22 protein-coding genes are annotated in these 22,974 nt (G+C 62.2%); 10 read left to right on the forward strand and 12 right to left on the reverse strand.

Annotation, left to right across the window (positions count from 1 at the left end):
- Nucleotides 1-134: 134 nt before the first annotated feature.
- On the forward strand, nt 135-1,412 hold the full coding sequence (locus tag AB7M32_RS07925; protein ID WP_454249583.1) for an acetyl-CoA C-acetyltransferase: 1,278 nt from the start codon (nt 135-137) through the stop codon (nt 1,410-1,412).
- On the opposite strand, the gene AB7M32_RS07930 is transcribed toward AB7M32_RS07925, so the two are convergent.
- Nucleotides 1,399-2,427, reverse strand: coding sequence for a bile acid:sodium symporter family protein (locus AB7M32_RS07930; protein ID WP_454249584.1), 1,029 nt, complete (start codon nt 2,425-2,427; stop codon nt 1,399-1,401). The two genes, AB7M32_RS07925 and AB7M32_RS07930, sit on opposite strands and share 14 nt — an antisense overlap.
- Before the next feature lie 80 nt (nt 2,428-2,507).
- On the opposite strand from AB7M32_RS07930, the gene AB7M32_RS07935 reads away from it, so the two are divergent.
- The gene (locus AB7M32_RS07935) at nt 2,508-3,299 is read left to right on the forward strand and encodes an AraC family transcriptional regulator (protein ID WP_092205106.1); all 792 of its coding nucleotides are present in this window, start codon (nt 2,508-2,510) and stop codon (nt 3,297-3,299) included.
- Nucleotides 3,300-3,520: 221 nt separating this feature from the next.
- The gene (locus AB7M32_RS07940; protein WP_454249585.1) at nt 3,521-4,414 is read left to right on the forward strand and encodes a PA4780 family RIO1-like protein kinase; all 894 of its coding nucleotides are present in this window, start codon (nt 3,521-3,523) and stop codon (nt 4,412-4,414) included.
- 470 nt (nt 4,415-4,884) lie between these two features.
- On the opposite strand, the gene cueR is transcribed toward AB7M32_RS07940, so the two are convergent.
- The 3 genes from cueR to AB7M32_RS07955 all read right to left on the reverse strand — a co-directional run bounded on the left by cueR (nt 4,885) and on the right by AB7M32_RS07955 (nt 8,253).
- The gene (gene cueR / locus AB7M32_RS07945) at nt 4,885-5,286 is read right to left on the reverse strand and encodes a Cu(I)-responsive transcriptional regulator (protein ID WP_454249586.1); all 402 of its coding nucleotides are present in this window, start codon (nt 5,284-5,286) and stop codon (nt 4,885-4,887) included.
- Nucleotides 5,283-7,676, reverse strand: coding sequence for a heavy metal translocating P-type ATPase (locus tag AB7M32_RS07950; protein WP_454249587.1), 2,394 nt, complete (start codon nt 7,674-7,676; stop codon nt 5,283-5,285). Before AB7M32_RS07950 ends, cueR begins: the two co-directional genes overlap by 4 nt.
- A gap of 193 nt (nt 7,677-7,869) precedes the next feature.
- Nucleotides 7,870-8,253 (reverse strand): hypothetical protein, encoded by a 384-nt coding sequence (locus AB7M32_RS07955; RefSeq protein WP_092171257.1) that lies wholly within the window; start codon nt 8,251-8,253, stop codon nt 7,870-7,872.
- Nucleotides 8,254-8,401: 148 nt separating this feature from the next.
- Here AB7M32_RS07955 and AB7M32_RS07960 point away from each other — a divergent pair, with 148 nt between their 5' ends.
- Nucleotides 8,402-8,599, forward strand: a complete 198-nt coding sequence (locus AB7M32_RS07960; RefSeq protein ID WP_454249588.1) for a heavy-metal-associated domain-containing protein — start codon at nt 8,402-8,404, stop codon at nt 8,597-8,599.
- A 95-nt stretch (nt 8,600-8,694) separates the two neighbouring features.
- Nucleotides 8,695-9,897: a multidrug effflux MFS transporter gene (locus tag AB7M32_RS07965; protein ID WP_454249589.1), complete on the forward strand. Its 1,203-nt coding sequence runs from the start codon at nt 8,695-8,697 to the stop codon at nt 9,895-9,897.
- Between the two features lies 1 nt (nt 9,898).
- Here AB7M32_RS07965 and AB7M32_RS07970 read toward each other — a convergent pair whose 3' ends face one another.
- Together AB7M32_RS07970 and AB7M32_RS07975 are read right to left on the reverse strand one after the other, a co-directional pair.
- The gene (locus AB7M32_RS07970) at nt 9,899-10,069 is read right to left on the reverse strand and encodes a hypothetical protein (RefSeq protein ID WP_170866862.1); all 171 of its coding nucleotides are present in this window, start codon (nt 10,067-10,069) and stop codon (nt 9,899-9,901) included.
- Nucleotides 10,070-10,317: 248 nt separating this feature from the next.
- Entirely contained in the window at nt 10,318-11,331 is a 1,014-nt protein-coding gene (locus AB7M32_RS07975; protein ID WP_454249590.1) for a zinc-binding alcohol dehydrogenase family protein, read from the reverse strand.
- Between the two features lie 114 nt (nt 11,332-11,445).
- Here AB7M32_RS07975 and AB7M32_RS07980 point away from each other — a divergent pair, with 114 nt between their 5' ends.
- The 3 genes from AB7M32_RS07980 (at nt 11,446) to AB7M32_RS07990 (ending at nt 14,749) form a co-directional block, all read left to right on the forward strand.
- The gene (locus tag AB7M32_RS07980; protein ID WP_454249591.1) at nt 11,446-12,375 is read left to right on the forward strand and encodes a LysR family transcriptional regulator; all 930 of its coding nucleotides are present in this window, start codon (nt 11,446-11,448) and stop codon (nt 12,373-12,375) included.
- A gap of 141 nt (nt 12,376-12,516) precedes the next feature.
- On the forward strand, nt 12,517-13,251 hold the full coding sequence (locus tag AB7M32_RS07985; protein WP_072410334.1) for an ArsR/SmtB family transcription factor: 735 nt from the start codon (nt 12,517-12,519) through the stop codon (nt 13,249-13,251).
- A 115-nt stretch (nt 13,252-13,366) separates the two neighbouring features.
- Entirely contained in the window at nt 13,367-14,749 is a 1,383-nt protein-coding gene (locus AB7M32_RS07990; RefSeq protein ID WP_072410336.1) for an MFS transporter, read from the forward strand.
- Between the two features lie 253 nt (nt 14,750-15,002).
- Here AB7M32_RS07990 and AB7M32_RS07995 read toward each other — a convergent pair whose 3' ends face one another.
- The 3 genes from AB7M32_RS07995 to AB7M32_RS08005 form a co-directional block, all read right to left on the reverse strand.
- The gene (locus tag AB7M32_RS07995) at nt 15,003-15,956 is read right to left on the reverse strand and encodes an adenosine deaminase (RefSeq protein ID WP_454249592.1); all 954 of its coding nucleotides are present in this window, start codon (nt 15,954-15,956) and stop codon (nt 15,003-15,005) included.
- A gap of 83 nt (nt 15,957-16,039) precedes the next feature.
- Nucleotides 16,040-17,005 (reverse strand): 2-oxoglutarate and iron-dependent oxygenase domain-containing protein, encoded by a 966-nt coding sequence (locus AB7M32_RS08000; RefSeq protein WP_454249593.1) that lies wholly within the window; start codon nt 17,003-17,005, stop codon nt 16,040-16,042.
- A gap of 141 nt (nt 17,006-17,146) precedes the next feature.
- Nucleotides 17,147-18,229 carry a BMP family ABC transporter substrate-binding protein gene (locus AB7M32_RS08005; RefSeq protein WP_454249594.1) on the reverse strand — a complete coding sequence of 361 codons (1,083 nt, stop codon included), beginning with the start codon at nt 18,227-18,229 and terminating at the stop codon, nt 17,147-17,149.
- A 293-nt stretch (nt 18,230-18,522) separates the two neighbouring features.
- Here AB7M32_RS08005 and AB7M32_RS08010 point away from each other — a divergent pair, with 293 nt between their 5' ends.
- Nucleotides 18,523-19,614 (forward strand): calcium:proton antiporter, encoded by a 1,092-nt coding sequence (locus AB7M32_RS08010; protein WP_072410340.1) that lies wholly within the window; start codon nt 18,523-18,525, stop codon nt 19,612-19,614.
- Between the two features lie 124 nt (nt 19,615-19,738).
- On the opposite strand, the gene AB7M32_RS08015 is transcribed toward AB7M32_RS08010, so the two are convergent.
- The 3 genes from AB7M32_RS08015 to AB7M32_RS08025 all read right to left on the reverse strand — a co-directional run bounded on the left by AB7M32_RS08015 (nt 19,739) and on the right by AB7M32_RS08025 (nt 22,407).
- Nucleotides 19,739-21,097, reverse strand: a complete 1,359-nt coding sequence (locus AB7M32_RS08015) for an 8-oxoguanine deaminase (protein WP_454249595.1) — start codon at nt 21,095-21,097, stop codon at nt 19,739-19,741.
- A 247-nt stretch (nt 21,098-21,344) separates the two neighbouring features.
- A complete protein-coding gene (locus tag AB7M32_RS08020) occupies nt 21,345-22,031 on the reverse strand; it encodes an SDR family oxidoreductase (RefSeq protein WP_454249596.1) in 687 nt (228 codons plus the stop codon).
- A 25-nt stretch (nt 22,032-22,056) separates the two neighbouring features.
- Nucleotides 22,057-22,407, reverse strand: coding sequence for a MerR family transcriptional regulator (locus tag AB7M32_RS08025; protein ID WP_072410344.1), 351 nt, complete (start codon nt 22,405-22,407; stop codon nt 22,057-22,059).
- Nucleotides 22,408-22,487: 80 nt separating this feature from the next.
- Here AB7M32_RS08025 and AB7M32_RS08030 point away from each other — a divergent pair, with 80 nt between their 5' ends.
- The gene (locus AB7M32_RS08030; RefSeq protein ID WP_454249597.1) at nt 22,488-22,916 is read left to right on the forward strand and encodes a hypothetical protein; all 429 of its coding nucleotides are present in this window, start codon (nt 22,488-22,490) and stop codon (nt 22,914-22,916) included.
- Nucleotides 22,917-22,974 lie beyond the last annotated feature (58 nt).

Here is a 22,974-nt window from a genome sequence, read left to right on the forward strand (position 1 = left end):
GAGCGAGCTTGCTCGCGATGCAGGCACTGCGGTTTTTCAGGGCGATCGCATCATCGTTCATCGCGAGCAAGCTCGGCTCCCACAGGGGGTGGTTGAGTTTTTCTTAGTGTATTAGACCTACAGGGGAGTTCTTCATGACACAACCACGCCGCGTCGCGATCATCGGTGGTAACCGCATTCCCTTCGCTCGCTCCAACGGGCCCTATGCCACCGCCAGCAACCAGGCGATGTTGACAGCTGCCCTCGAGGGGCTGATCGAGCGCTACAACTTGCATGGCCTGCACATCGGTGAAGTGGCCGCTGGCGCCGTGCTCAAGTTTTCCCGGGATATGAACCTGACCCGTGAATGCGTGCTCGGTTCGCGGCTGTCGCCCACCACGCCGGCCTATGACGTCCAACAGGCCTGTGGCACCGGGCTGGAAACAGTGCTGCTGGTGGCCAACAAGATCGCCCTGGGCCAGATCGACAGCGCCATTGCCGGCGGCGTCGACACCACGTCGGATGCGCCAATCGGGGTCAATGAAGGGTTGCGCAGGATCTTGCTGCAAGCCAATCGCGCCAAGACCACCGCTGAAAAAATCAAAATATTCCTGCAATTGCGCCCCCAGCACCTGATGCCGGACTTGCCACGCATCAACGAGCCGCGTACCGGCCTGAGCATGGGCGAGCACTGCGAATTGATGGCCCAGACCTGGCAGATCCCCCGGGAGGCCCAAGACCAGTTGGCCCTGGAAAGCCATCAGAAAATGGCCGCGTCCTACGCCGAAGGTTGGCAGAACGACTTGATGACACCGTTTCTCGGCCTGACCCGGGACAATAACCTGCGCCCGGACCTGACCCTGGAGAAACTCGCCTCCCTCAAGCCGGCGTTCGAAAAAAGTGCCAAGGGCACGCTGACGGCGGGCAACTCCACGCCACTGACCGACGGCGCCTCGTTGGTACTGCTGGGCAGCGAAGAGTGGGCCAAGGCCCGGGGCCTGCCGATCCTGGCGTACCTGCGCGACGGTGAAACGGCGGCGGTGGATTTCGTCAATGGCGCCGAAGGGCTGCTGATGGCCCCGGTCTACGCCGTGCCGCGATTGCTGGCGCGCAACGGCCTGAGCTTGCAGGACTTCGATTATTTCGAGATCCACGAAGCGTTCGCCGCCCAAGTGTTGTGCACGCTGAAGGCCTGGGAAGACCCGGACTATTGCAAGGCCCGTCTGGGCCTAGATGCACCGCTGGGGTCCATCGATCGCAGTCGGTTGAACGTGAAGGGCAGTTCCCTGGCCGCCGGGCATCCGTTTGCCGCCACGGGCGGGCGCATTGTCGCCAACCTCGCCAAGTTGCTGGATGCCGCCGGGCGAGGTCGCGGTTTGATTTCCATCTGCGCCGCCGCCGGCCAGGGTGTGACGGCGATTATCGAACGTTGACGAGGGGGCCCTCCTGGCGGGAGGCCAGTGCCTTGTGCTGGCTGGCGTAGCGCTCGGCCAGGATCGAGCAGACGATCAACTGCAGCGGGTGGTAGATCATGATCGGCAACAGAATCAGCCCCAGGCCGGGATGGTTGCCGAAAATCAACGCCGCCATCGGTACCCCGGCGGCGAGGGATTTCTTGCTGGCGCAGAACACCGCGGCGACTTCATCGGCGCTGTTGAATTTCAGGGCGCGGGCGGTGCGGGTGGTCGCCCACAGGATGATTGCCAGCAGCACAGCACTGCCCACCACTGCGCTGAGCAACACGCCGTTGCCTTGCTGGCGCCAGATGCCGGACACCATCGAGTTGCAGAAGGCCGCGTAGACCAGCAGCAGGATCACCAGCTTGTCGATGACGCTGGTGTAGCGTTTGTACCGACCGAAAAAACCGGCCAGCCAACGCCGCAGGAACTGCCCCAGCACCAGCGGCAGCAGCAACATCATGCACAGGTCGAGCAAGGTTGAACCCAGGTCGATGCCACCAGCGCCGCTGCCGACCACGAAACTGACCAGCAACGGTGTCAGGAAAATGCCCAGCACGCTGGACAGGCTCGCGTTGAGAATCGCCGCCGGCACGTTACCTTTCGCACTGCCAGTCAGGGCCACCGAGGAAGAAATCGTCGAGGGCAGGGCGCACAGGTAGAAGAACCCCAGCATCAGCAGCGCCGGCACATGGCTGCCCAGCAGCCAGTTGCTGAGCAGCCAGAGCAAAGGAAATACGCCAAAGGTGAAAGCCTGCACCATCACGTGCAGCCGGATGTTCTTCAGGCCATGGCGGATCTGCTCGCCGGACAGGTTGACCCCGTGCAGGAAGAACACCACGAAGATACCGATGTTGACCACCCATTCGGCATGCATGGCACCGCCCGTGGCACCAAAGGTGGGAAAGAAGTACGCCAGCAGCGTGGCGAGCACCATGCCGCACAGGAACCAGTCGGTCACCATGCGTTTGAGGTGTCTGAAGATATGCATAGGGCACCGCATGTTGTAAGAAAAGTCGACTTAGCCTAACGTCGCCCCTATTCAGTCGTCTTGCGACATAAGGCCAATCAATGCCGCCTAACGGACACCAGCAGCTGGAACGACGTATCCCCGACCTGGCGCAATTGCCGAGGCCGCTGTACGCCCGTGTCGAAAGCTTGAGTGCCGGTTCCTGGACGCAAGCCCATCGTCATGACTGGGTGCAGTTTTCCTACGCCATCAGCGGGGTCCTCGGCGTACACACCGCCGCCGGCAGTTTCTTCGCCCCGCCACAACGGGGCATCTGGATCCCGGCCGACCTGGAACATCAGGTGGTGACCTCCACCCGGGCGGAAATGCGCAGCCTGTATGTCCATCGTCATGCCTGCCCCTGGGCCGATGAGCGCTGTCGGGTGCTGGAAGTCACGCCACTGGCCCGTGAGTTGATCAAGGTGTTCTGTCAGCTGCCGGTCGATTATCCCCAAGGCGATACCCAGGAAGAACGGCTGGTGCAGGTGCTGCTGGACCAGTTGGCGACGTTGCCGGAAGTGGGGTTTTCCCTGCCGCTGCCGCGACATGCCCGCTTGCTGGCGCTGTGTAACGAATTGATCGAGCAGCCTGAACAGAACGTCACCTTGCAAGCCTGGTCTGAACGTCTGGGCACGTCGGAAAAAACCCTGATGCGTCTGTTCCAGCGTGAGACCGGCCTGAGCTTTCGTGCCTGGCGCCAGCGCATGCGCTTGTTGTCGTCCCTGGGCTCGTTGGAGAAAGGGGACAGCGTCACCAGCGCCGCGTTGTCGTGTGGGTATGATTCAACGTCCGCATTCATTGCCGCGTTCAAGGGGATGTTCGGGTATACGCCGGGGGAGTTGTTCAAGCATTGAGTTGTCGGTAGACATGCCTGTCAGCTCTTGTCGCAAATACCTGGGTATTCAGTTGCCAACGCCAGGTCTGGTCTCGGCTATGATTCGGCGCCGTCGATTGATCCGGCACATTGTGTGCATCACAGGTTCATAGGTCGGCAACCCCTCCCCGTGGAGGAAGGATTGCCGTATAACGACTGTCATTCGCGTGTTTGGTAATAAAGGACCCACAATAAAAGCTGATGAAGACTCCAAAACGCATTGAACCCCTGATCGAGGACGGTCTGGTCGACGAGGTGCTGCGCCCACTCATGAGTGGTAAAGAAGCAGCTGTTTATGTGGTGCGCTGCGGCAACGAGCTACGTTGCGCGAAGGTCTACAAGGAGGCGAACAAGCGAAGTTTTCGTCAGGCGGCCGAGTATCAGGAAGGCCGTAAGGTGCGCAACAGCCGTCAGGCCCGGGCCATGGCCAAGGGCTCGAAGTTCGGGCGCAAGGAAACCGAGGACGCCTGGCAGAATGCCGAAGTGGCGGCACTGTTCCGCCTGGCAGGCGCGGGTGTGCGCGTGCCCAAGCCGTACGACTTCCTTGAAGGCGTGCTGCTGATGGAGCTGGTGGCCGACGAGTACGGCGATGCGGCGCCGCGCCTGAACGATGTGGTGCTGGAGCCGGACCAGGCCCGTGAATATCACGCCTTTCTGATTTCCCAGATCGTGTTGATGCTGTGTACTGGTCTGGTGCACGGTGACCTGTCGGAGTTCAACGTGCTGCTGACGCCGACGGGGCCAGTGATCATCGACCTGCCGCAAGCCGTGGATGCCGCGGGTAACAACCATGCCTTCAGCATGCTGGAGCGGGACGTGGGCAACATGGCCTCCTACTTCGGCCGGTTTGCCCCGGAACTCAAGCGCACCAAGTACGCGAAGGAAATGTGGGCGCTGTACGAAGCTGGCACCCTGCACCCCGCCAGCGTGCTGACTGGCGAGTTCGACGAGCCGGAAGAACTGGCGGATGTCGGCGGGATCATGCGTGAAATCGAGGCCGCCCGCCTGGATGAGGAACGCCGTCAGGCCGTCCGCGCCGCCGACGATGCCCCACCCGGCAAGACCGAAGAACCACCGCCGCCGTGGATGCAATGATCGGTTGAACAGAAACCCGGCCAATGGCCGGGTTTTTTGTGGGCACTGCAAAATCTCCTATCCACCGCAGGCCTCCTGTGGGAGCGAGCTTGCTCGCGATAGCGGTAGGGCAGCTTGCATCGATGTTGAATGTGCCGCCGTCATCGCGAGCAAGCTCGCTCCCACATTGGTTTTTGGATGGTCCCGAGATTTAAGTCGCCGTTGATCCCTGTGGGAGCGAGCTTGCTCGCGATAGCGGTAGGGCAGCTTGCATCGATGTTGAATGTGCCGCCGTCATCGCGAGCAAGCTCGCTCCCACATTGGTTTTTGGATGGTCCCGAGATTTAAGTCGCCGTTGATCCCTGTGGGAGCGAGCTTGCTCGCGATAGCGGTAGGGCAGCTTGCATCGATGTTGAATGTGCCGCCGTCATCGCGAGCAAGCTCGCTCCCACCGGTTTGCTTCGGCTGTTCACCGCGGGTCTTTGTGGGCATCAATTCTTGCAGCACCCCGACGCCAGTTCCTTGAGGATCGGGCAATCCGGACGGTGGTCGCCGTGGCAGTGCTCTACCAGGTCTTGCAAGGTGTCGCGCAGTTCGGCCAGTTCGCGGATTTTCTGGTTCAGTTCATCGATGTGTTGCCGGGCCAGGGCCTTGACGTCGGCGCTGGCCCGTTGGCGGTCTTGCCAGAGCGTGAGCAATTTGCCGACCTCTTCCAGGGAAAACCCCAAGTCGCGGGAGCGCTTGATGAACGCCAGGGTGTGCAGGTCATCGGCGCCGTAGATCCGGTAGCCGCTGTCGGTGCGATGGGCGGGCTTGAGCAGGCCGATGGACTCGTAGTAGCGGATCATCTTCGCGCTCAGGCCGCTCTGACGGGCCGCTTGACCGATGTTCATCGCTTTTCCTCCAACTGCTTGGGTGTCCAGAACTTCAACAGTAACGCATTGCTCACCACGCTGACGCTCGACAGGGCCATGGCCGCGCCGGCCAGCACCGGGTTGAGCAAGCCGAACGCCGCCAGGGGGATGCCGATCAAGTTATAGACGAACGCCCAGAACAGGTTCTGGCGGATCTTGGCGTAGGTCTTGCGGCTGATGTCCAAGGCCGCCGGCACCAGTCGTGGATCGCCACGCATGAGGGTGATACCCGCGGCATGCATCGCCACATCGGTGCCACCGCCCATGGCAATGCCAATGTCGGCGGCGGCCAGGGCGGGGGCGTCGTTGATGCCGTCGCCCACCATCGCCACCACCGAGTGGCGCTTCAATTGCTGGACGATGGCGGATTTATCCGCTGGCAGTACCTCGGCATGGACATTGGAAATCTCCAGTGCCTGGGCCACCACCCGGGCGCTGCCTTGGTTGTCGCCGGTGAGCAGATGGCTGGCGATGTGCTGTTCATTCAAGGCCTGGACGGCGGCGAGAGCGCCGGGCTTGAGGGTGTCCCCGAAGGCGAACAGGCCCAGTACCCGTGGCGTCGCGCCTTGTTCAAGCAGCCAGGACAACGTACGGCCTTCGGTTTCCCAAGCCTGTGCGGATTCGGCCAGCGAGCCGGGGTTCAGGCCCAATTCGTCCAGCAGACGGCGATTGCCCAGGGCCAGGCGGTGCCCCGCGAGGTTGCCGGCAATGCCGCGCCCGGCCAGGGACTGGCTGTCGCTGACATCCGGCACATCCAGGCCGCGCTCGGCGCAGGCGTCCAGCACGGCTTTGGCGAGCGGGTGTTCGCTGCCGCGTTGCAGCGCGCCGGCCATTTTCAGCAACGCATCTTCATCGCCGTCCAGGGCGGTCAAGTGGGCGATGCGCGGCGTGCCGGAGGTCAGGGTGCCGGTCTTGTCGAACACCACGGTCGTGACTTCATGGGCGCGTTCCAGGGCCTCGGCATCCTTGATCAGAATCCCGTGGCGCGCCGCCACGCCGGTGCCAGCCATGATCGCCGTGGGCGTTGCCAGGCCCAGGGCGCAGGGGCAGGCGATCACCAGCACGGCGACGGCGTTGATCATCGCGGTTTCCAGTGGCGCACCGTACAGCCACCAGCCGATCAACGTCGCCAGGGCCAGCACCAGCACCACCGGTACGAAGACCTGGCTGACTTTATCCACCAGTTTCTGGATCGGCGCCTTGGCGGCCTGGGCGTCTTCCACCAGGCGGATGATGCGCGCCAGGACGGTTTCGGTGCCCAGGGCTTGCGTGCGCACCAGCAACCGGCCTTCGCCATTGATGGCGCCGCCGGTGACCTTGTCGCCGGGCTGCTTGGGCACCGGCAGGCTTTCGCCGCTGATCAGCGCTTCGTCGGCGTGGCTCTGGCCTTCCAGCACTTCGCCGTCCACCGGGAAGCGTTCGCCGGGCTTGACCAGCACCAGGTCATTCAAGCGCAGGGCGCTGATGGCAACGTCCCGCTCCTGGCCATCAATCACTTGGATCGCCCGTTCCGGGCGCAAGGCTTCGAGGGCGCGGATGGCACTGGCGGTCTGGCGCTTGGCGCGGCTTTCCAGGTATTTACCGAGCAACACCAGGGCGATCACGACGGCCGAGGCCTCGAAATACAGGTGCGGCATGCTGCCGGGACGGGCGATCGCCCATTCATAGAGGCTCAAGCCGTAGCCAGCGCTGGTGCCCAGGGCCACCAGCAGGTCCATGTTCCCGGCACCGGCCCGCACGGCCTTGAAGGCGGCGACGTAGAAACGCGCGCCGAAGATGAACTGCACCGGCGTCGCCAGGGCGAACTGCACCCAGGCCGGGAGCATCCAGTGCACGCCGAACGGCTGCAGCAGCATGGGCAGCACCAACGGCACTGACAACAGAATCACCAGCACCAGGGCCAGGCGTTCACGGTTCAGACGGTTGCTCTGCGTGTCGGCGACCTGCTCGGTCTGCCAGACTGTGGCGTCATAGCCGGCGCGCTTGACCGCATCGATCAGGGCTTGGGCATCCACCTGGCCGAGCAGTTCGAGGTGGGCCCGTTCGTTGGCCAGGTTGACGCTGACGCTGTTCACGCCGTCGACCTTGCCTAAGGCGCGTTCGACGCGGCCGACACAGGAAGCACAGGTCATCCCTTCGATGTTCAGTTCCAGGGTGTGCACCGGAACGCTATAGCCTGCCTGTTCAACGGCCTGCTTCAACGCCGGCAGGCTGCCTTCGGGGGCCTGAACACGCGCCAGTTCCGTCGCCAGGTTGACGCTGACGGCGCTGGCACCGGCGACTTTGCTCAAGGCCCGCTCGACCCGCCCGGCGCAGCTGGCGCAGGTCATGCCGGCAATGGGTAGATCGAATGTGCTGGATTCGGACATCGGTCACGCTCCCTGTAGTGAATGACTACAGGATCAACCTTGCCATGCTGGCAAGGTCAAGCGCCAATCCTCTGTGTGAGCGAGCTTGCTCGCGATAGCGGTAGGTCAGTCGACATCCATGGTGGGTGTTAGATCGCCATCGCGAGCAAGCTCGCTCCCACAGGGGCTCGCAGCCACAAGTTCGAGTGGCGTGTCAGTAACCCAGCCCAGCCTGCTTGAGGTACATACCTTGTTCATTCATCGCGATGCGGAACTTCAAGATGTCCCCGGCCTTGAGGGTGATGTTCTGCGACCCTGGCGCGAGCATGCCCGGGTTGCAACCCGGCGCCTGTCCCGGCAGCAATTTCAGGCGCAAGGAAAACTGGCCCGGCGGCAGGTTGAACGAGGTGCTCTGCTCCTGGAACAGCCTGGCCGAGAGTTGATCCTGGATGTAGATGCCGATTTCGCAACTGGTCGCCACTTCCAGGCGCTCGCGGGAAATGATCAACACGCCATAGTCTTCGCCGACGGCCGAGGCCTGGGGCGCCACCGCTGAAAAACCGAGCATGCAAAACAGGCTGAACGCTGACCAGCGCATGGCTGAACCTCCGGTGTTAAATCCTTGATGTGTGCAGCTTGGCTGAGGGCGATGCCGATTGCCAGCCCGGCAGTTTTTGTCAGAACTTGACCTTGCCATGAGGGCAAGCTTGAGACTGGCCGCAACCTCAATCCCAAGGAGTCATCCCATGCAAACATTCACTGTCCAGGGCATGTCCTGCGGTCACTGTGTCAAGGCCATCACCCAGGCTGTTCAGGCCAAGGATCCGGCGGCGGAGGTGCAAGTCGACCTGGGTGCCAAGACCGTCCGGGTCCAGAGCTCGTTGGCGACCGATGCCGTGCTCGCGGCCATCAAGGAAGAAGGCTATGAGGTGAGCCCTGCCTGAAGTTTTTTAATCGTTAGCGACCTATCGGAATGTTCAAGAGCGCCCGGCACGGCTAGACTGCCGGGCTGTCGAACGACGCCTGAGCTGGACGCCCGATGAACCTTCGCACCATTCTGATTCTTGGCGCCTTGAGCGCTTTCGGTCCCTTGGCGATCGACTTCTACCTGCCCGCTTTTCCGGCGATGGCCACCGCCTTCGGCACTGACGAAAAACACATCCAGTTGACCCTGGCGGCCTATTTCCTTGGCTTGTCCATCGGGCAATTGGCCTATGGGCCGGTAGCGGATCGCTTCGGGCGGCGCATTCCGTTGTTGACGGGCGTCGGCTTGTTCACTTTGGCGTCCCTGGCCTGCGCCTACGCACCGAGCCTCGAATGGCTGATCGGTGCCCGCTTCGTTCAGGCCCTGGGCGGATGCGCCGGAATGGTCATTTCCCGGGCGGTGGTCAGCGACAAATGCGACGCGGTGGGTTCGGCCAAGGTGTTTTCGCAGTTGATGCTGGTGATGGGCCTGGCGCCGATTCTCGCGCCGATGCTCGGTGGGCTGTTGGTGAACCTGCATGGCTGGCAGTCAATTTTCATTGCCCTGACCGTGTTCAGCGCATTGGCGTCGACGGCCGTGGCCCTGTGGCTGCCGGAAAGCCTGCCGGATCATGTCCCTCGGCAACCCTTGTCGGGCGCCTTGCGCCAGTACGGCCGGTTGTTGACCGACGCGGTTTACCTCGGGCATGCCCTGACGGGGGGCATCGCCATCGCCGGGATGTTCGCCTACATCGCCGGCTCGCCTTTTGTGTTTATCAAGCTCTACGGCGTACCGGCCGAACACTTCGGCTGGCTCTTCGGGACCAACGCAGCAGGCTTCATCCTGGTTGCCCAGGTCAACGCCCGGCTGCTGTCCAAGCGCGGCCCGGCATTCCTGCTGAGCCGCGCAGTCTGGGTCTATCTGCTCGCCGGGCTGTGCCTGTTGGCGGTCTGTGCACTGCAGCCGGAACGGTTGTGGCCGCTGCTGCTTCCGCTGTTCATCTGCATTGCCAGCCTGGGTTGCATCCTGCCCAATGCGTCGGCCTGTGCGATGAACGGGCAGGGTGCCCGCGCCGGCAGCGCGTCGGCGATGCTGGGATGCCTGCAGTTTTCAGTAGCCGCCGGGGCGGCCGCGTTGGTGGCGGCGTTGCATGACGGCACAGCAGTGCCAATGGCGCTGGTCATCAGCCTTTGCGGGCTGTTGGTGGTGAGCGCAGCGATGCTGACTCGTCGCCTGCAAAATGCCCGGGCATTGGCCCAGGCCGGTCGCGAGGGCTGACTCAGCCGGCCGCGCGCTGCTGCTGTTCGGGGAAACGATGGGGCGCGTGGATCCGCGCTTGCAAGGTTGTGGCGAAAGCCTGGGCTTCGGCCTCGGTACGGAAGGTGACGACGTGCTGGTCAAGACGCACTTGCCATTGGGATTTTGCCACTTCTTTTATCAGGATCTTCATTGCTGACCTCCTCACGAAAAGATTACGTTGCAAAGGCCTCGAGTGTAGACCCGAATACGATTGCAATTGTGACAACGGTCAATTCTCGGACTGACGGTGCGGTCCCAGATCAATGCAATACCCGTGGCGAGGGAGCTTGCTCCCGCTCGGTTGCGCAGCAACCGCAAAAAACAGGGGTCGCTACGCAGCCCAGCGGGAGCAAGCTCCCTCGCCACAGGTGAAGCATTTCAAGCTGCCGTTCGCTGCGGTCAGAAGCCTTCAAGCACAATCTTGCCCTTGGACTGGCCGCTTTCCAGCAACGCGTGGGCCCGGCGCAGGTTCTCGGCGTTGATGGTGCCGAAATGCTCGCCCACTGTGGTCTTCAGCGTACCGGCGTCGATCAGCGCGGCCACGCGGTTGAGCAGTTTGTGCTGTTCAAGCATGTCAGCCGTTTCGAACAGCGAGCGGGTGTACATGAATTCCCAATGCAACGACAGGCTCTTGCGCTTGAGCTTGGTCACGTCCAGCGCCTTGGGATCGTCGATCAGCGCCAGTTTGCCCTGGGGGGCGAGGGCTTCGACCAGTTGGTCCAGGTGCTGGTCGGTCTGGGTCAGGCTGGCGACGTGGGTCACCTGGGACTGGCCTGCTTCCTTCAGTACTTCGCTCAAGGGGCGGCTGTGGTCGATCACCAGGTCGGCACCCAGCCCGCGAACCCATTCCTGGGTTTGCGCACGGGACGCAGTGCCAATCACCTTCAGCCCGGTGAGTTGGCTGGCCAGTTGCGTCAGGATCGAACCCACGCCTCCCGCGGCGCCGACGATCAACAGGCTCTGGCCCTGGTTGTCCTGGCCTTCCTGGATATTCAGGCGCTCGAACAACAGTTCCCAGGCGGTGATGGCCGTCAACGGCAGCGCCGCCGCGTCGGCGAAACCGAGGGTCTTGGGCATGTGGCCGACAATGCGCTCATCCACTACGTGCAATTCGCTGTTGCCACCGGCCCGGGCGATGGAACCGGCGTAGAACACCTTGTCCCCGGCCTTGAACAGCGTGACCTCGCTGCCCACCGCCTTGACCACGCCGGCCACGTCCCAGCCCACCACCTTGGCGATGCCATCTTCGGGCTGGACGTTCTGGCGGACCTTGGTGTCCACCGGGTTGACCGAAATGGCCTTGACCTCCACCAGCAGGTCCCGGGGACCGGCGACCGGTTCCGGCAACTCGATGTCCTGGAGCGATTGTGGGTCGGTGATGGGCAGCGAGTGGTAGTAGGCAATGGCTTTCATGAAGTGGCTCCGTGAGGTGAGTTTCGATGAAGGCCATGTTTAGCTATTTATAGCCGAGATAAAACCGGCTAAAACAACAGGCTCTTTCAATACTTTTTTGATAATAGGCGCGTGATGCTTCGCTTCGATGACTTGCAATTGTTTGTCCGGGCAGCGGACCTGGGCAGTCTTTCGGCTGCGGCCAGGGTCATGGACCTGTCGGCGGCGGTGGCCAGTGCCGCATTGAAACGGATCGAGCAGCACCTCGGTGCCCGGCTGCTGGCCCGCTCCACCCGCAGCTTGCGCCTGACGGCCGAAGGCGAGGGTTTTCTCGAATATGCCCGGGCTGCCTTGAGCAGCCTTGACGAAGGCCGACGGTTGTTGACCAGCGGCCAGGACCAGGTCAGCGGAGTGTTGCAGTTGTCCGCGCCGTCGGACCTGGGACGCAACCTGCTGTTGCCCTGGCTGGATGCGTTCCAGCGCGAGCACCCCGGGCTGACGGTGCGATTGCTACTGGGCGATCGCATGGCTGACCTGTTCAAGCAGCCGGTGGACATCGCCCTGCGTTATGGCGAGCCGGAAGACTCGAGTCTGGTGGCCTTGCCCATCGCCCCGGACAATCGTCGGGTGCTGTGTGCATCGCCGGATTATCTGGCTCGCCGGGGCGAACCTCATCAACTGGAACAACTGGCCCAACACAACTGCCTGTTGTACATGCTGGGCAGCCGGGTCCATGACCGATGGGCTTTTCATGACGGCAAGCGGGAGGTGAGCCTCACCGTCAGCGGCGACCGTTTCAGTGACGACGCCGACGTGGTGCGTCGCTGGGCGGTGGCGGGAGCCGGGATCGCTTATAAATCGTGGTTGGATGTGTCCACTGACGTGCTGGCCGGGCGTTTGAAAATCCTCTTGCCGCACCTGCAATGCGAACGTGCGCCCCTCAATCTGCTGTGTGCCCACCGGGCGCAATTGAGCAAACCCATCAATCTTTTGCGGGACATGCTCCAGGCTCGCTGCGGTGAGTTGACGGCTCGATTTCCACTCCCGACGGGGGGCGGCCATTAGTCGCGCGCAAATAGAGACTTTTCCCTCATGAACAATCGCCTCCAAAGGTTTCCAGAGGACAGGAAAGCTCGATCGTCGCGCTTATACTAACGACCGCCTGCGCCAGAGCAGTAGACGAATGATTCAACAGGGAGTGAATACATGGAACATGCACCTTGCATCAGCCAGATCGCCACGCTGCTGGCTGACCCCAAGCGCAGCGCGATGATGTGGGCCTTGATGGACGGCACGGCCCGCCAGGCCGAAGAGTTGGCGTTGCTCGCCGGGTTGTCGCCGTCCTCGGCCAATGCGCACCTGGGACGCTTGTCCGCCGGAGGCCTGTTGAAAGTCGAAGCCCGGGGGCGCAAGCGGTTTTTCCGCCTGGCCGCGCCTGAAATCGGCGCGGCCGTCGAAGCATTGGCCAGCGCGACCCTGGTCAGTACGCCACGGCAGATTCCGGATGTCTTCAAGCGCCGTGTCATGCCGACCAACGCCCCGTCGGCCCCCGCTTCGTTGATGCGGGCCAGGCTGTGCGACGATCACTTGGGGGGAACCCTGGCGGCCGATCTCTACCAGCGCTTGCTCGACGCGGGGTGGATCGAGCAGTTCGAACAACGGGTGATCGTCACGCACAAGGGCGCCAATCAACTGGCCGAGCGTGGCCTGTTCATCCAGGCCCTGGCCTATCGCAACGCCCGTGTCGCCTGCCCTTGCCCGGACTGGAGCGAACGTCGTCCGCACCTGGGTGGCGCGCTGGGAGCGGCGTTGCTGCAACTGTTCATGCAGTCGGGTTGGCTGACTTTGCCTAACGATTCGCGAGCCTTGCAGGTGACGACGCTCGGCCAGCAGGAAATCCACCGGTTCGCCCGGCAGGATGCCGTAGAAATGGCGCTCTAGGGAACTCGCCTGGCGCGTCGCTCAGGGCTGTCGACAGGTCGTATTCAGCAATAGCCGCCTGCAAGGTTCGCGCACACTCGGTCCGGGGATTTTTTCGGATTGGGGAGGCAGCAGCATGGACATTCACGGTTACAGCGCGGCGGAACGCCTGGAGCGGTTACCCATCAGCGGGTATCACCGGGTGATTTTCATCATCATCGCCCTGGCGTTTTTCTTCGACTCCATGGACTTGGCGATGATGACGTTCCTGCTGGGCTCGATCAAGGCCGAGTTCGGCCTGAGCACCGCCCAGGCCGGTCTGCTCGCCAGCTCCAGCTTCTTCGGCATGGTGCTGGGGGCGTCGCTGTCGGGCATGTTGGCCGATCGTTTCGGGCGCAAGCCGGTGTTCCAGTGGAGCATCGTGTTGTGGGGTATTGCCAGTTACCTGTGCTCCACCGCCCAGGACGTCGAGACCTTGACGCTGTTTCGCGTCTTGCTGGGCATCGGCATGGGCATGGAGTTTCCGATTGCCCAGTCGATGCTGTCGGAGTTGATCCCGGCCAAGCGTCGAGGGCGCTACATCGCCTTGATGGACGGTTTCTGGCCACTGGGTTTCGTGGCGGCGGGGGTGCTGTCGTATTTTCTGCTGCCGGTGATCGGCTGGCGCGACATTTTCCTGGTGCTGGCGGTGCCGGCGGTGTTTGTCCTGGCGATTCGCTTCTTCATTCCCGAGTCGCCGCGCTGGCTGGAGCAGGCCGGTCGGGGGGATGAAGCGGATGCGGTACTCAAGCGAATCGAAGACAAGGTCCGGGCCTCGCTGGGACGGCGCGACCTGCCGGAGCCGATCCGCCTGCCGAGGGTCGAGAGCACACCGGGCAATTTCTTTTCGGCCCTGGCGCAGATCTGGTCGCCGTTGTATCGCCAGCGCACGATGATGATCTGGAGTGTCTGGTTCTTTGCCTTGCTCGGTTTTTATGGCCTGACGTCCTGGCTCAGCGCATTGTTGCAGCAGTCGGGGTTCGCCGTGACCCAGTCGGTGTATTACACCGTGGTGATTTCCTTGGGCGGGATTCCCGGCTTCCTGATGGCGGCCTGGCTGGTGGAGCGTTGGGGACGCAAGCCGGTGTGCATCATCACCTTGCTGGGCGGCGGTGTGATGGCGTTTCTGTATGGGCAGAGCGCGGTGTTTGGCGGCAACGTCGGCCTGTTGATTGGCACCGGTTTGCTGATGCAGTTTTTCCTGTTTGGCATGTGGGCGGTGCTCTATACCTACACGCCGGAGCTATATCCCACCTCGGCGCGGGCCACGGGTTCGGGCTTTGCTTCGGCGGTGGGTCGTATCGGTTCGCTGCTCGGTCCCCTGGTGACCGGCCTGGTGTTTCCCATCACCGGCCAGGGCGGTGTATTCGCCCTGGGTGCGTTGTGCTTCGCCGTGGCGGCGGGGGTGGTCTGGGTGTTCGGGATGGAAACCCGGGGCAAGACGCTGGAGGAGTTGAGCGAAGCGACCGCTGCCGACTAAATACTATCCCCTTGTGGGAGTGAGCTTGCTGGCGATAGCGGTCTGGCATGCAACATCGATATCGACTGATACACCGCCATCGCGAGCAAGCTCGCTCCCACAATTGGATCTGTGTCCAACCGTGGATTTGCAGGCTATCAAAAAAACTGTGGGAGCGAGCTTGCTCGCGATAGCGGTCCGGCATGCAACATCGATGTCGACTGATACACCGCCATCGCGAGCAAGCTCGCTCCCACAGGGTTGATTGTCTGGCTTAAGGTTTTACTAGCCGCGCATCCAGGCTGTTCTGGGCCAGGCGCTTGGCCTGGTCCTGGGTCATGCCCAGGTGGGTGTGCAGGGAGTGGAAGTTTTCGGTGACGTAGCCGCCGAAGTACGCCGGGTCATCGGAGTTCACCGTCACCTTCACACCGCGTTCGAGCATGTCGAGGATGTTGTGCTGCGACATGTCGTCGAACACGCACAGCTTGGTGTTGGACAGTGGGCACACGGTCAATGGAATCTGCTCGTCGATGATCCGCTGCATCAGTCGCTCATCTTCGATGGCCCGCACGCCATGGTCGATGCGCTGGATCTTCAGCAGGTCCAGGGCTTCCCAGATGTACTCGGGCGGACCTTCTTCGCCGGCGTGGGCTACGGTCAGGAAGCCTTCGTTGCGCGCGCGGTCGAAGACTCGCTGGAACTTGCTCGGTGGATGGCCCATTTCCGAACTGTCCAGGCCCACGGCCACGAAGGCCTCGCGGAACGGCAGCGCCTGGTCGAGGGTTTTCTCGGCTTGTTCTTCACTCAGGTGACGCAGGAAACTCAGGATCAGGCCGCTGGTAATGCCCAATTGCTGTTCACCGTCCTTGAGGGCGGCGGCGATGCCGTTGAGCACCACTTCGAACGGGATGCCACGGTCTGTGTGGGTTTGCGGGTCGAAGAACGGTTCGGTGTGGATCACGTTCTGCGCCTTGCAGCGCAACAGGTAGGCCCAGGTCAGGTCGTAGAAATCCTGGGAGGTGCGCAGCACATCGGCGCCCTGGTAATACAGGTCGAGGAATTCCTGCAGGTTGTTGAAGGCATAGGCCTTGCGCAGGGTGTCGACGTCGTTCCATGGCAGAGCGATCTTGTTGCGTTCGGCCAGGGCGAACAGCAGCTCGGGTTCCAGGGAGCCTTCCAGGTGCAGGTGTAGTTCAGCCTTGGGCAGGGCGTTCAGCCAGTCGTACATGGTCTTTTCTCATCAGCGAATCGATGGCGGGCATTCTACAGGGGCTGGCCGCCCTGTCGGGTAAAACCTGACCGGCTGATCCACTACACGGCCTGGGGCTCCCGTCGGTAAGCATAGGTGTCGGCGAAGCGCGAGAGCAGGAATTCGGCGCAGGTGGTGGTCGGGTACTTTGGCGGGTGGGCGTCATCCTGGCAACCGGGCAGGCATTGAATCAGCGTGTCGGGGTGCGGCTCGGCAAAGAATGGCATCGAATAACGGTCCACTCCCAACGGGCTGATCACCCGATGCGGCGTAGACAGGTAACGGTCGTTGCTCCAGCGCGCCATCATGTCGCCGAGGTTGACCACGAAGGTGCCATCGATGGGCGGCGCGTCGATCCACTGGCCGTTGACGTTGCGCACTTGCAGGCCACCGGCGGCGTCCTGGTAGAGCAGGGTGATACAACCGTAATCAGTGTGGGCGCCAGCCCCTTGCTGCTCGGTGCTACTGGCGGTCTGGCGTGGCGGGTAGTGGATCAGGCGCAGCACGCTCACCGGCTCGTTGAAGCGCGTGTCGAAAAAGTTTTGTTCGATGCCAAGGGCCAGGGTCATGGCGCGTAGCAGGATTTGGGCAAGTGCCTGCATGTCGCGGTAATGCTGCTCCATCAAGGTTGCCCAACCGCTCAGGTCGGGGTGCCGGTTGGGACCGCGCAAGGGTTTTTCCGCCAGCACTTCGGGGTGATCGGCCGGCAAATGCAGGCCCATGTCGAAGGTTTCCTTCAGGTCGCTGGGCTTGGTCGGGTCCAGTTGTTCCGTGGCGACGGCGCCGTAGCCACGATGGTGACGGGTCTGGGTGATGTCGATCTTGAGCTTTTCTTCGACGGGCAGGGCGAAGAAGCGCTGGGCGTTGTCCAGCACTTCGGCGATACGCGCGGCGCTGATGGGGTGCCCCTTGATGTAGAAAAAGCCCCATTGGCGGCAGGCGTGGTCGATTTGCCCGGCGACGGCTTGCCAGGCGTCGGGCTCATCGCCGTAGAGTGGGCTGATGTCGATGATGGGCAGGCTGTTCATGCGGCTGTCCTGAAATGGAATAGGAGCCCCATGTGGGAGCGAGCTTGCTCGCGATCGCGGTCCGGCATTCAACATCGATGTCGACTGATACACCGCCATCGCGAGCAAGCTCGCTCCCACAATAGGTATTGGGTTTGGGGACTATTTTGGAATCTCGGCCTTCATGCCTTCGACGTAATAATTCATCGACGCCAGTTCCGCGTTGGTGGCGCTCGCGCCCGCAGGGATTTTCTCGACACCGGCCTGGTCCTTGATCGGGCCGGTGAACGGATGGAAGGCGCCGCTTTCGATGTCGGCGATGATCTGCTCGGCTTCGCCCTTGACTGCTGCCGGCACCAGGTCGCTGATCGGCAGCTTCACCGTGCCTTCCTTCAGGCCGCCCCAGTAATCCTGGGATTTCCAGTTGTGGTCGAGCACGCTTTGGGTCGCCTGGATGTAATGCGGGCCCCAGTCATTGACGATGGACGTCAGCACCGCCTTGGGACCGAAGTGGGCCATGTCCGAAGCGTAGCCCACCGCATAGACGCCGCGTCGTTCGGCGGCCTGGATCGGCGCCGGGCTGTCGGTGTGCTGGAACACCACGTCCACGCCCTGGTCGATCAGCGCATTGGCGGCGTCGGCTTCCTTACCCGGGTCGAACCAGGAGTTGACCCACACCACCTTGATCTCGGTACCGGGGTTGTATTTGTTCAGGGCCAGTTGGATGGCGTTGATGTCGCGGATCACTTCCGGGATCGGGAAGGAGGCGACATAGCCGATCTTCTTGGTCTTGGTCATCTTGGCCGCGAGGAAACCGCCGACGTAGCGGCCTTCGTAGGTTCGAGCCAGGTACGTGCCCAGGTTCTTGTCCTGCTTGTAGCCGGTGGCGTGTTCGAAGATCACCTTGGGGAACTGCTTGGCGACTTTCAGCGTCGGGTTCATGTAGCCGAAGGAGGTGGTGAAGATCAGGTCGTATTTGTCCTTGGCCATGTTGCGGATGACCCGCTCGGCGTCGGCTCCCTCTGGCACGTTTTCCACGTAGTTGGTGGTGATCCGCTCACCGAATTTCGCCGCCAGCTCCTTGCGCCCTTGTTCATGCTGATAGGTCCAGCCGTGGTCGCCGATCGGGCCGATGTAGACGAAGCCGACCTTCAGCGGGTCGGCGGCACTGGCATTCAGGCCGGCGCCCAGGCCGACGGCGGCGACGACGGCGCAAAGCAACTGCTTCAAGGGACGTTTGTGCATGAACTCGAACTCCATTTTGTTGTGAGGTTGGCTGTGCAGCATCAATGCAAAATGCTGACCAACAGGACAACAAAATCTGCGATCTTTTCGGGGCAGCCATCGCGAGCAAGCTCGCTCCCACAAAGGCAATGCACAACCTGTGGGAGCGAGCTTGCTCGCGATGAGGCCCTCCAGATCGATAAAGGTGCACCTGCCAGCCACTCGCCACTCCCTGGTGCATCACACTCGAACGAAACGTTCGCCGCCCCCTACAGTCAGTAACTCATGACCCCGCTCACAGTGACAGGCCCGCGATGCTCACTTTGATCAAGCAAGAAAAACTGCTGTTGCTGGCGCTGGTCGCCGCTTGTATCGCCTATCCGCTGGAGCACTGGTTGCTGGGCAACGGGCAACTGATCGCGTTGATCGGCGGCCTGGCGCTGATCGGCTTCATCGTCGCGGCCTCCATGCGTGTGGCCCATCACGCCGAGCTGTTGGCGGAAAAGGTCGGTGACCCCTATGGCACGATGATCTTGACTCTGTCGGCGGTGCTGGTGGAGGTGGTGATCCTGGCGATCATGATGAGCAACGAAGCGTCGTCGACACTGGTGCGGGACACGATCTACTCGGCAGTGATGCTCGACATCAACGGCATCCTCGGTCTGGCGGCGCTGATGGGCGGGATCAAGCATGGCGAGCAGGCCTACAACGATGATTCGGCGCGCACTTATAGCGTGATGATCCTCACCGCCATGGGGGTGTCGATGGTGGTGCCGGAGTTCATTCCCCAGCAGAACTGGAAAATGTATTCGGCATTTACCATCGGCGCGATGATCGTGCTGTACACCCTGTTCCTGCGCATGCAGGTGGGACCCCACAGTTACTTCTTCAGCTACAGCTACCCGGAAAAACGCCGCAAGAAAGAACCGGTGGAAAACGAGCCGAAACCCATCAGCCTGACATTCTCAATCAGTGCCCTGGTGTTTGGCGTGGTGGTGATCGGTGCCCTGGCCGAGGTCATGTCCAAGGCCATCGACCTGGGCCTGGAAGGCTCGGGCGCGCCGCCGGTGGTCACGGCGATCCTGGTGGCCGCGATCTCCGCCGCACCGGAAATCCTCACCGCCCTGCGCGCCGCCCTGGCGAACCGCATGCAGTCGGTGGTGAACATTGCGTTGGGCGCTTCGCTGTCCACCGTGATCCTCACCGTACCGGTGATGGAAGCCATGGCCCTCTACACCGGCCAGCCCTTTCAGATGGCGATGACCCCGGTGCAGACGGTGATGATCTTCATCACCCTGATCGTCAGCGCGATCAACCTCAATGATGGTGAAACCAATGCCATCGAAGGCATGACCCACTTTGTGTTGTTCGCGACGTTTATCATGTTGTCCTTGCTGGGACTCTAGGCCCGATACAGCCCCCATTGTGGGAGCGAGCTTGCTCGCGATGGCGGCCAACCATTCAACATCAATGTTGTCTGATCTGGCGCTATCGCGAGCAAGCTCGCTCCCACAGGAGATTTGGGGTGGGTCAGGCGCTGGCGATCAATTCCCGCGCCGCCTGGCTGTGATCGGCAATCAGCCCCTTCAAGTCCAATCCCTCGACTTGCCCGTCGATCACTCGCCATTGCCCACCGATCATCACCCGATCCGCCCGGTCCGCGCCGCACAGCAGCAGGGCCGAGATCGGGTCGTGGCTGCCGGAGAAACGCAGCTCATCGAGCTTGAGCAGCGCCAGATCGGCCTGCTTGCCCACGGCCAGTTCGCCGATATCGCTGCGCCCGAGCAGTTGCGCCGAGCCTCGGGTCGCCCAGCCCAGTACGCGTTCCGGCGTGATCGCTTGAGCGCCATAGCGCAGGCGCTGGATGTACAGCGCCTGACGGGTTTCGAGGATCATGTTCGAGGCATCGTTGGACGCTGAGCCGTCTACGCCCAGGCCCACGGGAGCGCCAGCGGCGGTGAGCTCCAGGGTCGGGCAGATGCCCGAGGCCAGACGCATGTTCGAGCTTGGGCAATGACAGATGCCGGTGCCAGCGGCGCCGAGACGAGCGATTTCATCCGGGTTGAAATGAATGCCGTGGGCCAGCCAGGTACGTGGTCCGAGCCAGCCGACGCTGTCCAGGTAATCCACAGTGCGCAGGCCGAAGCGTTGCAGGCAGAACGCTTCTTCATCGAGGGTTTCGGCCAGGTGCGTGTGCAAGCGTACGTCGAGTTGCTCCGCTAGCTTGGCACTGGCGCTCATGATCTGGGGCGTGACCGAAAATGGCGAGCAGGGCGCCAGGGCAATCTGGATCTGCGCGCCGTCGCCGCGCTCATGGTACTCGGCGATCAAGCGCTGGCTGTCGGCGAGAATCACCTCGCCCTGCTGCACGGTCTGCTGCGGCGGCAAGCCTCCGTCGGCCTCGCCCAGACTCATGGAACCGCGGGTCAGCATCGCCCGCATCCCCAGTTCACGGACACTTTGCACTTGCACGTCGATGGCATGTTCCAGGCCTTGGGGAAACAGGTAATGGTGGTCGGCCGCCGTGGTGCAGCCCGACAGCAGCAACTCGGCCAAGGCCACTTTACTCGCCAGGGCGAGTTTCTCCGGGGTCAGCCGCGCCCACACCGGGTAGAGGGTTTTCAGCCACGGGAACAATGGCTGGTTCACCACCGGGGCCCAGGCGCGGGTCAGGGTCTGGTAGAAGTGGTGATGGGTGTTGATCAACCCCGGCAGGATCACATGCTCGCGCGCGTCGAAGATGTGGTCGCAGGGCTGGGCGGGTTGTTGGTCGGCGCTCAGCAGTTCGACGATCACACCGTCCTGCAGGACGAGACCGCCACGGGCATCGAGGTCGTTGGCGGTGAAAATGGCGAGGGGATTTTTTAACCAGGTACGGGTCGCAGGCATGGTGGCCGGCTCCTCTGAAAGTGGGTTCAGGTTAGCCAGCTCAGTGATGCCCTGTCTGCTGATCCAGGGGCGCCCGTTGGATAGGGCGAGGGATGGAGTTTACTCAGGTTGTGTTGCAGATTTCCAGGGTCTGCCGAGATCCGAATGTGGGAGCGAGCTTGCTCGCGATAGCGGTAGATCAGTCGACATCAATGTTGGATGTAAGGCCGCCATCGCGAGCAAGCTCGCTCCCACAGAGGAGAGGTGGTTACCAGGGAATCGTTTCGCCCTTGTAGTTGACGAAGTGATGCCCACCCTTGCAGGCAAAGGCATTGACCTGGTCGATTAGCCCGCGGGTGCTGGTCTCGACATCGATGTCCGCGCCTTCACCGCCCATGTCCGTCTTGACCCAGCCCGGGTGCAGCGACAGCACGGTCAATGTCTGCTCGCCCAGTTGGCTGACGAAGCTGTTGGTCATGGAATTGAGCGCCGCCTTGCTGGCCTTGTACAGCGCCAGTTCCGGCGCGTCGGGCATGGTCACGCTGCCCAGCACCGAGCTCATGAACGCCAGCACGCCGCTGCCGTCGCGGATCTGGCCCACGAAGCGCTGGGCCAGGTTGATCGGTGCCACGGCATTGGTGAAGAACAACTGGCCGACTTCCGCCAGCGTCGCGCCGCCTGGGTTCTGGTTGTCCGGGCCTTTGACACCGGCATTGACGAACAGCAGGTCGAAGGTCTCGTCCTTGAGCTGTTGGCTCAGGGCGATGACGGCTTGCTGATCGTCCATGTCGAGCTTTTCAATACGCACCGGGCCCAGCGCCTTCAAAGCTTCTGCGTTCTGCGGGTTGCGCACGGTGGCGGTCACGTTCCAGCCATCGCTGAGCAGCGTCTTCACCAGACCGAGGCCCAGGCCCCGGGAGGCGCCGATGATCAATGCGTTTCTTGCCGAAGTCATGAGGGGCATCCTTGAAAGAAAAAGGTCACGGGTTTAATGGACAACGTTGCCCGAGCCGTTGTTTCAGCTCCTGACGCAACGCGTCGAGTTCGGTCATGCGGGTTTCGATCAGGTTCAGTTTGTCTTGCAGCAATTGCGTCACCGCGCAGTCGGGGTCGGGGGCGTTCCACAGGGCGGCGACGCTGGCGCCGATCTCGCCCAGGGTAAAGCCCAGGCGTTGGGCGGTCTTGATATAGAGCACCAGTTGGACCACGTCGGCGGGGTAGTCGCGATAGCCATTGGCACTGCGCGCGGCCGCGATCAGGCCCCGCTCCTCGTAGAAGCGCAGGGTGTCTCGACTGACGGCGCAGGCTTGGGCTAATTCACCGATACGCATGGATGACTCCAGAGGGCTTGACCTTGGAGCATACCCCAGGCTTTAGCCTTTTTGCTCCCCAATTAGCTGGAGCAACGTGTATGTGGACTTCGATGCAATATCGCCGGGTGGTGCGCGGCAGCGCCTGGTACGACCTTATCGTGTCGGCCGTGCTGGCCACGCCGTGGAGCTTTGCGGCGTTGCATGGTGTGTTGATGAGCCTGACTCAGCTATTTGACCTGCCTGGAGAGCTGCCGCCGTTTGCACCGGCGCATCTGCTGATGGTGAATTTGCTGGGCTCGATCGTCTGCGTGTGGGCGGTGCTGCGGATTCGTGATCCGCAACCGCTGTACGGACGATATGACGCGGTGGGGCGGTTTCTGTTTGCGGCCTGGCTGCTGTATGCGCTGCTTCATGGGGCCAGTGCGGTGTTGTGGGTTTTCTTGTTTTTGGAAGTGGTATGGGGGTTGGTTCAGCTGTTGCCTGTTCGGGCCTCATCGCGAGCAAGCTCGCTCCCACAGGGGGCCTGAGTCAAACCTGAACTCAGTGTTCACCTGGTCTAGTGTGGGAGCGAGGCTCGCGATAGGT

It is taken from the genome of Pseudomonas sp. R151218B TE3479 (assembly GCF_053629195.1).

Excerpts from the sequence above, each read along its gene's own strand:
- AB7M32_RS08030 (WP_454249597.1), top strand. The coding sequence starts at position 22,488 with ATGTGGACTTCGATGCAATATCGCCGGGTGGTGCGCGGCAGCGCCTGG.
- AB7M32_RS07980 (WP_454249591.1), top strand. The coding sequence starts at position 11,446 with ATGCTTCGCTTCGATGACTTGCAATTGTTTGTCCGGGCAGCGGACCTG.
- AB7M32_RS07925 (WP_454249583.1), top strand. The coding sequence starts at position 135 with ATGACACAACCACGCCGCGTCGCGATCATCGGTGGTAACCGCATTCCC.
- AB7M32_RS08020 (WP_454249596.1), bottom strand. The coding sequence starts at position 22,031 with ATGACTTCGGCAAGAAACGCATTGATCATCGGCGCCTCCCGGGGCCTG.
- AB7M32_RS07985 (WP_072410334.1), top strand. The coding sequence starts at position 12,517 with ATGGAACATGCACCTTGCATCAGCCAGATCGCCACGCTGCTGGCTGAC.
- AB7M32_RS07970 (WP_170866862.1), bottom strand. The coding sequence starts at position 10,069 with ATGAAGATCCTGATAAAAGAAGTGGCAAAATCCCAATGGCAAGTGCGT.
- AB7M32_RS08015 (WP_454249595.1), bottom strand. The coding sequence starts at position 21,097 with ATGCCTGCGACCCGTACCTGGTTAAAAAATCCCCTCGCCATTTTCACC.
- AB7M32_RS08005 (WP_454249594.1), bottom strand. The coding sequence starts at position 18,229 with ATGCACAAACGTCCCTTGAAGCAGTTGCTTTGCGCCGTCGTCGCCGCC.
- AB7M32_RS08000 (WP_454249593.1), bottom strand. The coding sequence starts at position 17,005 with ATGAACAGCCTGCCCATCATCGACATCAGCCCACTCTACGGCGATGAG.
- AB7M32_RS07955 (WP_092171257.1), bottom strand. The coding sequence starts at position 8,253 with ATGCGCTGGTCAGCGTTCAGCCTGTTTTGCATGCTCGGTTTTTCAGCG.
- cueR (WP_454249586.1), bottom strand. The coding sequence starts at position 5,286 with ATGAACATCGGTCAAGCGGCCCGTCAGAGCGGCCTGAGCGCGAAGATG.
- AB7M32_RS07960 (WP_454249588.1), top strand. The coding sequence starts at position 8,402 with ATGCAAACATTCACTGTCCAGGGCATGTCCTGCGGTCACTGTGTCAAG.
- AB7M32_RS07930 (WP_454249584.1), bottom strand. The coding sequence starts at position 2,427 with ATGCATATCTTCAGACACCTCAAACGCATGGTGACCGACTGGTTCCTG.
- AB7M32_RS07935 (WP_092205106.1), top strand. The coding sequence starts at position 2,508 with ATGCCGCCTAACGGACACCAGCAGCTGGAACGACGTATCCCCGACCTG.
- AB7M32_RS08010 (WP_072410340.1), top strand. The coding sequence starts at position 18,523 with ATGCTCACTTTGATCAAGCAAGAAAAACTGCTGTTGCTGGCGCTGGTC.
- AB7M32_RS07995 (WP_454249592.1), bottom strand. The coding sequence starts at position 15,956 with ATGTACGACTGGCTGAACGCCCTGCCCAAGGCTGAACTACACCTGCAC.
- AB7M32_RS07990 (WP_072410336.1), top strand. The coding sequence starts at position 13,367 with ATGGACATTCACGGTTACAGCGCGGCGGAACGCCTGGAGCGGTTACCC.
- AB7M32_RS07965 (WP_454249589.1), top strand. The coding sequence starts at position 8,695 with ATGAACCTTCGCACCATTCTGATTCTTGGCGCCTTGAGCGCTTTCGGT.
- AB7M32_RS08025 (WP_072410344.1), bottom strand. The coding sequence starts at position 22,407 with ATGCGTATCGGTGAATTAGCCCAAGCCTGCGCCGTCAGTCGAGACACC.
- AB7M32_RS07950 (WP_454249587.1), bottom strand. The coding sequence starts at position 7,676 with ATGTCCGAATCCAGCACATTCGATCTACCCATTGCCGGCATGACCTGC.
- AB7M32_RS07940 (WP_454249585.1), top strand. The coding sequence starts at position 3,521 with ATGAAGACTCCAAAACGCATTGAACCCCTGATCGAGGACGGTCTGGTC.
- AB7M32_RS07975 (WP_454249590.1), bottom strand. The coding sequence starts at position 11,331 with ATGAAAGCCATTGCCTACTACCACTCGCTGCCCATCACCGACCCACAA.